This window comes from Camelimonas sp. FR25, assembly GCF_059740505.1.
The window spans coordinates 1-13,537 of the sequence record NZ_JCAWFG010000038.1; the positions used below are offsets into that span (position 1 = coordinate 1).

Sequence of the window (13,537 nt, forward strand, 5' to 3'; positions counted from 1 at the left end):
ATTTCCCGACCAACTCGACGCGATCCACGCCCTGAAGGCGAAGGACGAAGCGTTTGCTGCCCTGCTCGAAGAATATGACGAGGTCAACGACCTGATCCACAAGGCCGAAAGTCGGATCGATCCTGTGAGCGAGGACGCCGAGGTAGGCTTTCGCAAGCGTCGCCTGGCCATCAAGGACGCGATCTCATCGGCGCTGGCGTCTGCAGTCTGACGCAGCATCCGGCAAGCACACGAAATGGCGCTCTGGTTATCTGGGCGCCATTTTCTTTGCAAGGTGGCAACGCCGCGCCGAGCTGGGCGACAAAGGCTATTCCAGCAAGGGCAATCGCGCCGCCGTGCGGACACACGGCATGACCCTGGTGATCCCGCACAAGGCCAACGAGAAAAGCAAGGCCAGCCTTCTTCGCCAAGACGCTCTACAAGCCGCGCGCCCGTATCGAACAAGCCTTCTGGCGGCTCAAGCGCTTCAAACGCGTCGCCCTGGTATGCGCAAAGACAGCACGAAACTTCCGCTCCATCGTAAGCTTCGTCGCAGGCCTATGCTTGATGAAATTCATCCACACGGCCTGGATAAGGGCGCTTTCAGTATACGCGATTTGCGCATCGCTTGTAGCTGCCCCGGAACACTTATCGCGGGAGAATGGACATGCTAGCCTTCATTCATTGGGCAATGTCGCTCTTGGGGGGTAAGCACATGAGCGTTGTTGAAACGGGCAAAATGAGGACCAGAGGTCTTGCGTGGCTGGGGGCCGTGGTCGGCGGATTGATGTTGGCGTCTTCAGCCATCGCGGCTCCCGTGGGCGCTGGCGCTGCTCCAGTTAGTGTTGCTGGCGATCCTCTGGTAACCCAGGTCGCAGGCGGATGCGGACCAGGCTGGTTTCGCGGTCCTGGCGGACGCTGCTACCGTGGCGGCGCACGCCATCGATACAACCCGCATCGCCATTATCGTCATCGTTATGCTCCGGCGCCGTACCGATACCGGGGCCCTCCGCGCTGCTACATAGCCCGGACGCCTCGTGGTCCCGTGCGCGTCTGCCGCTAAGACGGCGCTCCCCAGACGCCATGTCTGGGGAGCCGGCACTCTCTGGAAAATCACACGATCGGGGAAACCTCTTCAGGGCGGTCGCCGCCTTTCGACCGTTATCGGAGATGCGTCATGAGTAGAGCGCCACGTTTATTACTGGGGGCTGCCGCGATCGGCGCCGCCCTCGCCCTCTCAGGATGTGTGACCGCAGAAGGTCCATATCCGCCTGCGGCTTATGGCGGTTACTACGCTGCAGCCCCGGTGGTTGTCGGCGGCTATTACGGCAACTACGGCTACCGGCGTCCGTACGTCCAGGGCAGGTGGACCCCGCCGCCACCGCCGCGCCCAAGGTTCGGACCTCGTCCGGGCTACGGGCCTCGTCCCGGGGTTGGGCCCCGCCCAGGTTTCCGCCCGCGTGCTGGATTTGGGCCACGTCCTGGCATCGGTCAGCGACCCGGCTTTGGTCCCCGCCCAGGTTTCGGCCCACGACCGGGCGGGCCGCGTGGAGGCGGAGGTCCGAGACCCGGCTTCCCGCGCTGACCGTTTCAGCAAGGCAGCCAATCTGCAGCGGCGTGGCCCCACGTGTCCGTTCGAGGGGGTAACGACCTCCTTGATGCTCTTCACCGACAAGACGACCGCGCCCGTCCCTGATAACGGGCGGGGTCTCACATCGACGGGTCAGTTGTTCGCCTGTGCCCGGGACGTTCGCCTCCAGCGCGCGATCAATCCGCCCGGCATCGCATGTTCATGCTTCAGATCGAAAGGCTGGGCAGCCGCTTCGCCATCTGCAGGTTCGCCGGCATCTTTCAGGTCAACGCCACGGCAGATACCCGGTGTGTCTGCCGGGTGCATGTCTGTCGCCGCTCGCGCTTATCCGCATGGCGCGGATCTGCAGTTGACGTGCGTAAAGCCCCCGATCAACCAGTACTTGCGACCTTCGGAGGCCAAGGCTCATCAATAAGGGACGAGGCAGCGGCGGCGGTTAACTGCACCCGTTGCGCCGCTCCCACGTCTTGATGGCATTGACTTCCCGCTGCTCGATGGGACTGAGCTGGCCATAGGGAGGGAAGCATGCCCGCCCGAAGGTCCTCATCGCGCGCTCCGTCTGGAAGCAGTAGCCCTTGTCGGCATAAATGGCGTTGCGCGCATACCAGAGCTCGCTGCAGCTCATCATCCCGTAAGATTGCGCCATGGCGCTACCACCCCCAACCAGCAGCACCGCAAGGCTCGCAGCTGCTGCGGCCCCAAAAATGCGGCGCGCCTTCCCCGATGACTGGACGATGCGTTTCACGGACATGTCAAACTCCCGGTCTGCCTGCTGCGAGGATGGCGCGACTTCCGTCTCACGGACAGAGGCCACCCGCGTTCACGTAGCTGCGGTGCACCCATCCTGATGGTGTTGGCTCACCCCATAAAGGTTGTTCGCAGCGTCCTGACATACACGTTATCGCGTACCAGTTGCCCCTGCGCTCATAGACGGAAACCTCGTCACCAGCATACACCTCGCCGATCTGGCGATATGAGCTGCCCGGTCCATTGCGCACGGCAAGATAACCACTACCTGTCGCGCGATTGTACTCGCTGATCGGCCGCACACCGACAACGAAGCCCGTGCAGTCTCCAGCCAGCGCCGCCGGGGCGACAGACAGTATACTCATGGCAGTCATGACAGACGCCGCGGCAATACGTGACCTTATCATCCACCCTCCGATCGCCGGGGCTTGCATGGCTTCTCAGTAGCCGGGCGACACTCAGGTCGCCCGGGTCCAGGAGCGTCTGGCCTCAGCCCTGTGCGGAAAACCCTGCTCTGAGCCTGTGCCCGCAAACTTCTGGCCGCGCCCAGATCCGCTTCAACACACGACAGAGGCGTTCAGCCGTGCGGGCATTACCTGCGCCTGTCATGGTGCTTGCCGTGATGGTCATGGCCATCCTGCTTCGGGCCAAACCCGTCCTTGCGAAGGAGGGCACGGAGGCGACGCTTCTGTCCATCATCAAGGGTATTGTACAGCGGTTCAATCGCATCTGCGAACTTGCGCATTTCTGTGGCGCGTTCGGTAGCCATCCTGGCATGTTCAGCCGTGCGATCGGCGCCCTTGCGCAGGGCTTCGACGAAATCGCGCTTTCTGCCCTCTTCACGGGCTTCCTTCCGTTCCTCGCGAGCTTCCCTGCGCTCCGCCCTCATTCCGGCCATGCGTTCCGCACGGGCCGCGCGTGAGTCACGCAGGGCCTTCTCAAAGCCCGGCCACAACTTCTCCTGCTCCGGGGTCAACCTGAGGGCCGCCTTGATGCCGGCGACGCGGGCGTCGAGCAGCGCCGCGCGGTCATCAGAGTTGAGGCTGTGTCTGCCATGCGCAGGCCTCTCGGTTGCCGGCTGCGCAAGCGCAGCGCCAGATGCAGCCATGACGGCGGCAAGGGTAAGAGCGGCGACGGTGTTCTTCATCATTCTGGTCCTCCTGAACATATTGGAAACTAACCAGGCCCGTGCCCTCGCGTACGTGTGGAAGAGCACCGGCGCCAGGGATCCCGCCAGCCCATGCTGGGGCGGGGACACCGTAGGCCGGTCGACCAGGGCGACCGATCGTGTGCTGGGTTAGTCCCAGCAGTAAAACCAATAAGACCGCCCAAGGTCTTTGTTGCAAATTTGGCGTAGATCAGGGTTGCACCCTTACCAGCCAGCAATCAGCTGGCCTAAGCGCCGAACTGCCTTTGGAATAGACGCAGCTCCTCGATGACCGCCAGAGCTATGTCCGAACCTGGGTGATGAGGTGCAAGCAGGCGATGTATCGTGGCGGGTGACTGAGCCTGGCAGAACCTCCCAAAGGAGCGAAACGCCATGAGCGACGATAGCACGATAACCGTTCTTCACCAGCCCGGCGCAGTCACGGATGCGCTTGCCCGCGAGGGCGCGCGCGCAAGTCGCCACATTAAGCTGGGAGCATATCATGCCGACCGGAGACTATAGCTGGAATGTAAATGATCGGCCCGATCCAGATGTCTTGCGGCCGCTGCGCGCCGTCAGCTCCGTCCTCGCTGCATAACGTTCGCTATCCGGTCTACCTTACGGTGCACTTTCGTCACTTTCGTGCAGTCACCCCAGACAGTACGGGACGTTAGCGTGCGTTCTCGACGTTTGTCTCACCGGACCCGCTCTCGAAAATGCCCGGCCAAACGGCCGGCTTGAAAACGGTAGGGTGGCCGGCTTCCATGGGAATACGCAGCCTACTTTTAAACCGGTGAATGGCCTCATTTATACCGGCGTTTACACATCGATCGGCCTTGCATCCTTTTTCATGGTCGGCTCGCCCTGGGCAGCATCTGACGCATCTGTCCCGGTACGGTCCTCGACTTCGGAAACCCAACCCGCCATCCTCATGCACGCGTGGATCGCCAGTGTACCGACATTCCTGCCCGAGGCTGCCCAGGTAAGTTGCGATCCCATGGTCTCCACTGCGAGGCGTCCCATGGCGGCGTCACGGAGGAGGCGCTTTTTCAACTGCTGGAAGGAATCGTCCAGCCGCCTCTGCCTGTCGTCGAGTATGTGTGCCGCTTCCGCCGCGTTCTGCGTTTCGGGGAAACTGAGGCAGTCGTCTAGGGCAGAAAGCAGTGCCTGCCAGTCAGGAGTTCTTGTGGCGGCATCAGGATAGCGGTGCAGTTCGCCACTGCCCCTCACCAGGTCATCGATGTTCTGTGTGGCGCGGATCACGTCCGGGAGGGCGGCGCCGATAGATGACGGAAGCTGGTCTGAACTCATCTTGCTGATGAAACGCCGTGTCTCCCCCGCCAGCTGATGGAGGCCTTCTGGCTCAAGCCCGCCAGGCCGGGCGCCTGCCAGGATCTGACGCGTCATGCTGAACGACAGGTCGAGCAGCCGATGGGTTTCACGCACAAGGCCCTGCAGCGCGACCGCCGGCACCTCAAGAAGGTTCTCGTCCAGATATCGGGGGCGGCCCACCACTTCCAAGCGCGATGTGAACCGCCTCTGAAGCCACGTCACCAGATACCTGCCTGACACAGCCATCAAGAGCGTGCCAAGCAGACTGAACATGGTGTGGAAGATGGCAAGGATTAGCGGCGTCGAGTCCTGCTCCCCCACAGTGCCTGCGATGGCGGCACTCAACCAGAGCAACGGGCTGAGCAGCACAAAGGCGTAAATGCCCGTGACAAGGTTGAAGACCACGTGAGACGCGGCGACGCGCTGCGCCGCAGGCGTCGCGCCAATCGCAGACAGGGCTGCGGTGGAGGTGGTGCCAATATTAATGCCGATAACGATCGCCGCAGCCGGCAGAAGCGGGATTTTTCCGGTCGCTGCTGCAGACAGCACGATGGCGATTGAGGCTGAAGACGACTGGGTTAGCAGCGTCAGCACGAGGCCAGAGAGAACAAGCAGCCCCAAGGCGCCGAGGGAAGGGTCAGCAAGCGCGAGCTTGTCATAACCTGGATCCTGATCGCCAAATCCGCCTTGCAGGATGTCGAGGCCCATGAAGAACACGCCGAAACCGCTGATGGCCTGGCCAAGTCCACCCAGCCGCGAATTGCTGCGCACGCCCAGCCGCAGCAGCATGCCTGCGCCTACAAACGGCAGGGACATGGCGGTCACGCTGATCTTGAGGCCTACAAGAGCCACCACCCACCCGGTGAGCGTCGTCCCCACATTGGCGCCGACGACAACCCACACTGCTTGTGCCAGCGTCAACATTCCTGCGTTGACGAAGCCCACCGTGGCGACCGTGGTGGCGGTAGATGACTGGACTATGCCGGTGATCATAAAGCCGGCCAGAAAGGCGCGAACCGGCGAGCGGGTCCAGTGCTCAAGGACATTGCGGAGCATGGCGCCTGCCGCCAGCTTGAGGCCGTCTGTCATGAGCCACATGCCGAGCAGGAACAGCCCAACGCCCCCAAGCAGTGATGATAAAGTCGCCATGGCGTCTCGTGGTAATTAGGATGCTGCGCGTCGGGGGGTCTGTTTCGGCCTGACGGCGTCCCCCTGTGTCGCGGGGCTCGCGGAAGCAAGAATGAGGCGTTCGGCCGCGATGCCGCAGGGAGCCTGTTGTAATCTGGCTATACCCTGACGCGCCTCAAAACCGCAGGCATGGGCCTCTGCCGTCATCCGGACCGGACAGGGGTGGTCAGCGCCGCCCCTTGTCCTGAATGGATTGCAGATAGCTGAGCAGGGCCTGGGTCTGTTCTGCCGTCAGCGTGAACTCCGGCATGTCGGCGTGGCCCACATTCAGGCCCTCGGCGAAGGCTTCCGCCAAATCGTCGATCGGGTAGCGTTGAGACAGATCGCGAAAGGCCGGAGCGTCCGGATGAGTACTGCTGCCAACGTGGCCAATGGAGTGACAGCTGGCGCAGTTCTCCTCCGCAATGAGGCGGCCTGACTCCGCCTCCGCGGCGGCAAGAGAAGGCGCCGATGTGAGTAGCAGCGTCATAAAGGTCCAATGGACGCGTCCAGCTGACCGGGTGCGGTTCATTCATTGCCTCTGGCGAACAGAATTGTATTACGGTTCATCAGGAGGCCCGGCGGTTCGTAAGGCCAGCAACTCCGGCCACCTCCGTGAGGCCAGTCCGACCATGTACTGTCGGCGCGCCTCCGCCCCTGTTTGCGGAAGACACAACACGGGAGCTGATGCGGATCAATGCCAAAAAACGGCGCGGCGGAAATTTACTTATGATCAATTTGATACAGCCCACGGAACTTAAGGAACGCTGATGCGACAGAGCACCTTTGCATGCTGGAGCTTCACCGCCCTTCTATCAGGCCTGTGGGTGCTTGCCGAACCGTTGCCCGGCGACGGGTTCTTTGCCTTGCGCGGATCAATGGTCCAGCTGAGCGGCGTTCTCGCCATCGGGGCCTGTCGCAATCCATGGCGGTAGCCGCAAAGATCCCTGCGCCGCCCGTGTTTTCAGGCTTCGTTAACTTTTTGAAGTCCGAAACAGAGAGCGATCAGTTCATTCTGCCGGCGGACTGTCCAGTCGCCGGCGAAGCCGAAGCCCTTGCGCAGCCACAGCAGCGCCTCGAAACCCGCGATCGTACGCCGCGCCGTCGTGAAACTGCGCAGGCAACCCGCTTTCGGCATCATCTGTTTGAGCCGGAAATGGTCGCTTTCGATCACCTGTTGCAGGTGGTTGGAGACGCGATGGGTGACATCGGCGCCCAGAAGACCTTCCGTGGAGCCGTCCTTGATGGCCGCAGGATAGACGTTGGCCCCGTCCGTGCCGATCGTGTCCGGCCCCAGCAGGGGGCAATCCTTCAGGGCCTTTCGGAAAAATCGTTTGGCCGCTGAAAGATCGCGCTTTGCTGTCAGCAGGAAATCAACCGGCGTCCCGTGCTTGTCTACGGCACGGTAGAGATAGCGCCATTGGCCTCTGACCTTGATATAGGTCTCGTCGACGCGGATCGATCCGCAATGTGGTTCACGGAACCGGCGCAGGCGCTTCTCGATCAACGGCGCGTAGGCCAGAACCCAGCGGTTGATGGTGGCGTGATCGACGTCGAAGCCACGCTCGGCGAACAGGCTTTCGAGATCACGGTAGCTGACCGGATAGCGGAGATACCATGTCACCGCCTGAATGGTCAGCTCCGCCTCCAAATGGCGTCCCTTGAAATCATCCATGGCGCGACGTTTGAGCTTCTAGGCAAGGGCGTTCAAGATCATGGCGTCGGTCTCCGGAGCCACTTCATGACCCCGCCGGATTCAATGCAGCGTTAACGTCAGAAAGTTTGCGACAGGCCCCTCAATCACCCGCCACGATACGCCGCCTGCTTACGCGTCATCACCCAGATTCAGACATAGCTCCTCACGCTGGTCTGCCCGAGACAGCCGGTTGTGCGCCTGACCGGTATTGGTCCGGCACGGCCTCACCGCTTGGCTCCGCGTCCAATATCGGACCCGTATATTTGAGCACCACGACGCGCGTGCCCGTTGGCACCCGGCTGTGCAAATGAACGATGTCCTGGTTCAGCAGGCGGATGCAGCCGCTCGACAGCGACAGACCGATTGTTGACGGGTCGTTGGTACCGTGGATGCGGTAGAGCGTGTCGCGCTCACCTTGATACAGGTAGAGGGCGCGCGCTCCCATTGGGTTTCTGGGCCCGCCAGGCATTCCCTTGGCCCATGGCCGCGCCTTTGGATCGCGCTTCACCATAGCTGCAGGTGGCGTCCATGTGGGCCACACCGCCTTTCGGGCAATCGTGGCAGCTCCATTCCACCGGAATCCTTCTCGGCCGACGCCCACCCCATACCGCATGGCCATGCCGTCCTGGCCGACGTGATACAGGTAATGGTTGTTCGGATCGATAACGATCGTCCCTGGCGCTTCGTGGGTGTCATAAGCGACCTCCCGACGAAGGAACCTCTGGTCGACCGTTTTCAGATCAACGCCGTCAATCTGAAAACGGCCGTCGTCCATCGGTCCGTAAATCTCCGAGTAAATCGGATCGATTGGCGGTGGCATGGCCAGTTGTGGCCTCTGCCGGTCAGTACACGCTGCTAAAAAACCGGGTGCGGCTAAAAAAATAAACGGCGAGAAAGCATATTCACTATCCTCAATCTTGGTAATGCGAATATCGGCAGCTGTAATAGTGGTCAAAATATGCCAATTCTTACGTTTTGGTTAATCTTGGCCGCAATCGTGCTGGCGACAAGCGCTGGATGAAGGCTGGTAGCGGTATCAAAAGTGAGCACCACTGATCACAATCCATTGAGGCAAGATTGCGTCGGCGCAAAGCCGGGATGGTGCTGAATTCTAAACGTTGCGAAACGGCAACATTGGCGCACCTGGCTCGCCGGGCATCGGCCGCGGCCGCGCATGATCCGCTGTGTTGGAGCTCTCAAGTCTAAAGAGGGACAGCGCATAGAGCGCTGAGGCAATTCGAGGGAGTGACGCTGCAAGCGGTGACCGGCGACTACACCGCGAGGCAAACGGCGTGAGTAGGTCTGTTAGGGTCAGGAAAGCTGGAGAGAAATGGAACTGCCTGAAATCGGCGAAAAGTGCTCGTCAGTTGGAGTGAGAATGGCGGCCAGGCAGGCCGGGACTGCGCCGCAGCTGTGCTTGGCCGCCGGGCCGCGAAACGGAATTCCATCACCGGGGAGAGCGCATTGGGCGCCTCCCACTGTTAACTCCCTTGGCGGGGCCGACATCGCTATGCCATGGGTGGTTTCAGTTGCTCAACATCCCTGCGCAACAGCGCGCACGCCGTGCCCCGCGGTACAGCTCACGCGTTCCCGGGCCGATGTTGATCCGTTGCCTCATGCGGGGTTTGTCGCTGCAGGATTCCGGCGACCGCTTCGTCTATCACGGCCAATACCAATGGGTCAGCTTGTCCGCCTCCCAGCAGGAGATCCTTGGCGCCAAGCAAGATACCAGCCCAGACCTGATCATTGAGAGGTTGCTGGGCCTCGCGCTCCTGCCTGAAACGCTCCAGCGCGGCCCATATGTCGGTGACGCGCTCTTCGGGGCGTCGATGTTGTTCCGCTGCCAAGCGTTGGGCTTCGGCAATAAGGTGCTGCGCGGTGAGCTTGGGCAAGGCGATTCTTCCGTTCGAAACCACATCCGGCTACGCGTCTATCACCCTTTATTATCCATTCTCCAGTTGCATAACGCATTTGTGGGAAACATTCCGGTGGCCTAAACACTTGCTGACTTAGAGGGCAATGGGTAACTGCATGGGTAGACGGATCATCACAGTAATGGGCTTGGCGGCTGCACTCGCGGCTGTCGCGGGACTGTGCGGCTATTTCCTTGTTGCTGTGGACGCGGCTGAACAAGCCATAATACCCTTTGCGTCGCTGGTTGGATTTGGCGTCGGCTTGATCATTGGCGCGGTCGCCAAGCAAGCGCGTCAAGGCGTAGCTTTAGGGCTGGGTATCAGCGGGTTGGCCTTCGTACTCTTGCCGATTTGGACCAGGGCCCCTTTCAGTGCCTTGTTACCGGCCCCTCTCCATGAATCTGGTGCGAGCCCGAGACTGGCGCAGGCGGTGGAGGCCGTGATTGACGGCCCAATAGGATACGTGGGCGGCGCCATCCTTCTACTAATGGGATGGGTGTTGTGGGGCCTGCCAGACAAGGTTGCGACACAAGATGGGCAACGATGGTCGGATCGGGACGATGATCCGCTGACGAGCTGATCGGCAGACTGTACCTTGGGTGGTGGTGACGATTTAACTATTTGAGCCATATTGCGATAGCGGCAAGTTTCACGAAGCCCATGAAGTTGGCGAGAAGCTTGTCGTACCGGGTTGAACCGCCACGGTTTTCTGGAGGCTCCGACTTCCAAATTGGATGGTGCCATGAAGAGCAAATCTTCCACCAAGTTCTCTGCTGACGTGTCGGCCATCAGGTCGCCCTGGCACGGGCGAGATGTGACTTGATAGGAGCCTGACGGCTCAGGCTGATACCGCCTGCCTTGGCTCCCCTGCTATGCCGCACCAACGCCGACAAGCGCCTCGACGTGCTGCCGACGTTGAGAGCCCATCCCGACTTTTCAGACCGTGAAATCGCCCGCCGTTGCGGCGTCAGCCCGCAGACTGTCGGCAACTGGCGCCACAGGAAGCCAGGCATGACTGACCCCGAAGCCGGGCCACCCCAGCAGCTACAGCGAGGCGGTGGCCGACCGGATTTGTGAACAGCTGATGGATGGCATGAGCTTGCGCCGGATCAGGTCACGACGATTGAGCGCATCATCGTCAGGCCGGGTGACAGTCCACGCTCATGAGACACATGGCGAAACTGGAACGCGGCGCTGAGCGATTTTAGGCCATGCAGGGCGGCGACTTTGTTTTTTGGTTATTGACAGCGTCAATGCCGCTGCGCGGCCTCTGCTAGTCATTCCAGGGGCATCCTGTGCGGACGGTCGAGGTGAGAGGCCAATGGAACAGACACCCCTCCCCATAATGTTCTGGCGGGCGGCTTCGCGTATGTGCACACGCGCACGTACGCTATGGGTGGCCCGGCGCTAGCTTCAACCCATGGAACGATCTTGTTCCGGGGGTGAAGCAAATGAGCGTTGTTGAGACCGCCAAATCAGTCGTTTCCATCGTGCTGGCTACGCCGATTGGCTGGGCCATGATGGCCGCCGCGCTGGTCGTGATGTTCCGTCTCAGCGCTGGCTGATCCCACTTCCAGCTGAACCTCTGCCTCAGCCGCCTTCGGGCGGCTTCTTCTTTTCACGTGGTTTTGCTCCAGCATTAGAGGCCAGCTGTCGATCCACCCAGAATGCCCGATTGAAGCGAGAAACCGCCGCCCCGCCAGCGGCGCCAGCCACAGACGCTAGCTCCCTGTTCACAGAGAAGCTCCTCTTTTCGTTTGGGACACTGCGTCCGCCGAGACTTGCTACCTCACGCCTTGCTTCAGGACTAAGGCATGCAAACCCTCGGCGCTTTTTCGGCTTGTCTGCGTCCATACTATCCTCCCAATCTCCGAGACTCGTGGGTAATACAATTCCACAACTCCGTTTAGTATAATTAAGTAATTAGTAGCTAAAAGAAAATTTTCCCATCAAACCTTCGCAGAGGGAATATAACTTTGACCTGGACTCGACCCGTCCCACTGGAAGCCTGGCTGGGACCCTATCACCTCCTTATCAGCGATAGCACCAGTTTTGGTCTAATCGCCGCTATCCGGTTATCTGATGGTTGCTTTGCATTGGAACAAACCGCCAGGTCAGCGCTTTATACCAGAGAGCCCCCATACGCCTCCGGGGTGCTTCTGAATGTGAAACTGGCCGCCTTCGGGCGGCCGTTCTTTAGCCATCGCTGCTCATAGAGCGGCCCACTGGCCCCTGTCAGACGGCCAAAGTCGCATTGTCGAAGTCAGATACCCCCCAGATAATCAGGTGGCGACTGGAGCGGCATCATCATTTGTAGGAGGGCAGTTCATGCGAGATACAGAACCTATTCCGACGCTGACGCAGGAAGAGGCGGACAAGGTCCACGCAATCGTCGTCGCTCTCTGCGGCGAGGAGTTTGCGAGCGCCATAGAAGAGGTTGCTCGAGAGAACGCCATGGAGACGGGTTTCTCCGTCGACAGCTACGCCCGCCACCGGGCGCTCGCTCCGGTTGTTGTCGACCTAATCTTCGCTTTTGATCCCGAGTTTACGCAGGCCGGTTCCTGGGTCGCACTCAAAAATGCTCGACTTGCTAAGAGGCATTGAGCCGTTTCCAGACGTCCTGAGAGCCCCTGAAAGGCTCCTCGGCGATTAAGCAGCCTCATGAATGATGGGTGTGGCGGTCCTTCTCGTTGTCTTGCGCGGCAACAACGCCCTTCCCGAAGCCGGGGCCGCTATCTCATCTTCGCTCGTGCTACGCAACGCATGCGAGGCTGCAGTAACTCCCTCCTGCTCGCGGGAGGTTTTGACCGTCTGCTCCTCGGAGGGAAGGATATTCATGCAGTTCGATATCGCGGCGAAGATCTGAGCAAAAACTCACGGCGGACAAGCGCGCAGAATAGTCGGCGAAGTCCTCGGTACCGCAAGCGATCTGGTCGGCCAGCAGTGCCAGCATGGAGGCAGGCACCGCCTCACGCGGCAGCAGGCTTCGGCCCGGATGGCGCAGGTAGCAGAACTGCACCGCATATCCGAGCCGGTTCCCCCGCGCCGGCGACGCGCTAACTGCCCAAGGTAATCGGGACCGAGGGTGTAGAGCCGTTCGATCGTTGCCCGATCAGGCGGCGGATCGAAGATCGCGCTGCGCTGGGCGGGGACAATATCGTTCTGGACGGCATCGTTCTCCTGCACGTCACGCAACAGGAAAACCACCCTGTTCACGGATCGTAGACCACAAGACGGGTTATGTGACATTATAGCGATCGATCGACGGGCAATGTCGCTCCGTCACGCAGACGGACGTATATGTGACAATGTTGATCGGTTATGCCCGGGTCTCCAAGGCCGACGGAAGCCAGGTTCAAGACCTCCAGCGCGATGCGCTGATGGCTGCCGGCGTCGATCCCGAACACATCTATGCCGATATGGCCTCGGGACGACTCGACAAGCGCCCCGGTCTGGACGCCTGCCTGAAGGCATTGCGCCGCGACGACACGCTCGTCATCTGGAGGCTCGACCGTCTCGGCCGGGACCTGCGCCATCTCGTCAACACGGTCGGTGACCTGACAAAGCGGCGCATCGGCCTCAAAGTGCTCGCCGGAGAAGGCGCCTCAATCGACACGACGACCGCCAATGGCCGTCTTGTGTTCGCGATCTTTGCTGGGCTCGCCGAGTTCGAGCGCGAGTTGATCGTCGAGCGGACGCGCGCGGGCCTCGCTTCGGCTCGGGCCCGCGGCCGTCACGGCGGACGTCCATTCAAGATGACCCCGGCCAAATTGCGGCTCGCCCAAGCCGCAATGGGGAAGCCAGAAACGAAGGTCGCCGACCTTTGCGCCGAACTCGGCATCACCCGCCAGACCCTGTACCGACACGTCACGCCAACGGGTGAGATCAGACCAGATGGTGAAAAGCTGCTCGGCCGGGTTAGCAGGCGCGCTTAGCGTACGTTTCCGAACAGCCTCTCACCGGTC

Annotated in this window: 12 protein-coding genes and 2 pseudogenes; 6 read left to right on the forward strand and 8 right to left on the reverse strand. The window is 60.8% G+C overall.

What is annotated here, in order from left to right; translation table 11 throughout:
• Both AC6A67_RS05375 and AC6A67_RS05380 read left to right on the forward strand, forming a co-directional pair.
• Positions 1-211: HP1242/YdcH family protein (locus AC6A67_RS05375; RefSeq protein ID WP_498035531.1), on the forward strand; the 211-nt coding region annotated here is incomplete at its 5' end.
• Between the two features lie 555 nt (positions 212-766).
• Positions 767-1,042 carry a GCG_CRPN prefix-to-repeats domain-containing protein gene (locus tag AC6A67_RS05380; RefSeq protein WP_498035542.1) on the forward strand — a complete coding sequence of 92 codons (276 nt, stop codon included), beginning with the start codon at positions 767-769 and terminating at the stop codon, positions 1,040-1,042.
• A 964-nt stretch (positions 1,043-2,006) separates the two neighbouring features.
• Here AC6A67_RS05380 and AC6A67_RS05385 read toward each other — a convergent pair.
• From AC6A67_RS05385 to AC6A67_RS05415, 7 genes are all read right to left on the reverse strand, one after another.
• Entirely contained in the window at positions 2,007-2,321 is a 315-nt protein-coding gene (locus tag AC6A67_RS05385; protein ID WP_498035532.1) for a YARHG domain-containing protein, read from the reverse strand.
• 46 nt (positions 2,322-2,367) lie between these two features.
• Positions 2,368-2,751, reverse strand: a complete 384-nt coding sequence (locus AC6A67_RS05390; protein WP_498035533.1) for an SH3 domain-containing protein — start codon at positions 2,749-2,751, stop codon at positions 2,368-2,370.
• Between the two features lie 158 nt (positions 2,752-2,909).
• Positions 2,910-3,467 carry a Spy/CpxP family protein refolding chaperone gene (locus tag AC6A67_RS05395; protein WP_498035534.1) on the reverse strand — a complete coding sequence of 186 codons (558 nt, stop codon included), beginning with the start codon at positions 3,465-3,467 and terminating at the stop codon, positions 2,910-2,912.
• A gap of 816 nt (positions 3,468-4,283) precedes the next feature.
• Complete coding sequence (locus tag AC6A67_RS05400; protein ID WP_498035535.1) at positions 4,284-5,945, reverse strand: Na/Pi cotransporter family protein; 1,662 nt, start codon at positions 5,943-5,945, stop codon at positions 4,284-4,286.
• A gap of 205 nt (positions 5,946-6,150) precedes the next feature.
• The gene (locus AC6A67_RS05405) at positions 6,151-6,495 is read right to left on the reverse strand and encodes a c-type cytochrome (protein WP_498035536.1); all 345 of its coding nucleotides are present in this window, start codon (positions 6,493-6,495) and stop codon (positions 6,151-6,153) included.
• Positions 6,496-6,927: 432 nt separating this feature from the next.
• Entirely contained in the window at positions 6,928-7,638 is a 711-nt protein-coding gene (locus AC6A67_RS05410; RefSeq protein ID WP_498035537.1) for an IS6 family transposase, read from the reverse strand.
• Positions 7,639-7,822: 184 nt separating this feature from the next.
• Positions 7,823-8,614, reverse strand: coding sequence for a L,D-transpeptidase (locus AC6A67_RS05415; protein WP_498035538.1), 792 nt, complete (start codon positions 8,612-8,614; stop codon positions 7,823-7,825).
• Between the two features lie 670 nt (positions 8,615-9,284).
• On the opposite strand from AC6A67_RS05415, the gene AC6A67_RS05420 reads away from it, so the two are divergent.
• The 3 genes and pseudogenes from AC6A67_RS05420 to AC6A67_RS05430 all read left to right on the forward strand — a co-directional run bounded on the left by AC6A67_RS05420 (position 9,285) and on the right by AC6A67_RS05430 (position 12,176).
• The gene (locus AC6A67_RS05420; RefSeq protein WP_498035539.1) at positions 9,285-9,656 is read left to right on the forward strand and encodes a hypothetical protein; all 372 of its coding nucleotides are present in this window, start codon (positions 9,285-9,287) and stop codon (positions 9,654-9,656) included.
• A 792-nt stretch (positions 9,657-10,448) separates the two neighbouring features.
• Positions 10,449-10,649, forward strand: a pseudogene (locus AC6A67_RS05425) (helix-turn-helix domain-containing protein); the annotation flags it as partial.
• 1,251 nt (positions 10,650-11,900) lie between these two features.
• Positions 11,901-12,176 carry a hypothetical protein gene (locus AC6A67_RS05430; RefSeq protein ID WP_498035540.1) on the forward strand — a complete coding sequence of 92 codons (276 nt, stop codon included), beginning with the start codon at positions 11,901-11,903 and terminating at the stop codon, positions 12,174-12,176.
• A 148-nt stretch (positions 12,177-12,324) separates the two neighbouring features.
• On the opposite strand, the pseudogene AC6A67_RS05435 reads toward AC6A67_RS05430, so the two are convergent.
• Positions 12,325-12,606, reverse strand: a pseudogene (locus AC6A67_RS05435) (DUF4158 domain-containing protein); the annotation flags it as partial.
• Between the two features lie 274 nt (positions 12,607-12,880).
• Between AC6A67_RS05435 and AC6A67_RS05440 the strand changes: the two are divergent.
• On the forward strand, positions 12,881-13,507 hold the full coding sequence (locus tag AC6A67_RS05440) for a recombinase family protein (RefSeq protein ID WP_498035541.1): 627 nt from the start codon (positions 12,881-12,883) through the stop codon (positions 13,505-13,507).
• Positions 13,508-13,537 lie beyond the last annotated feature (30 nt).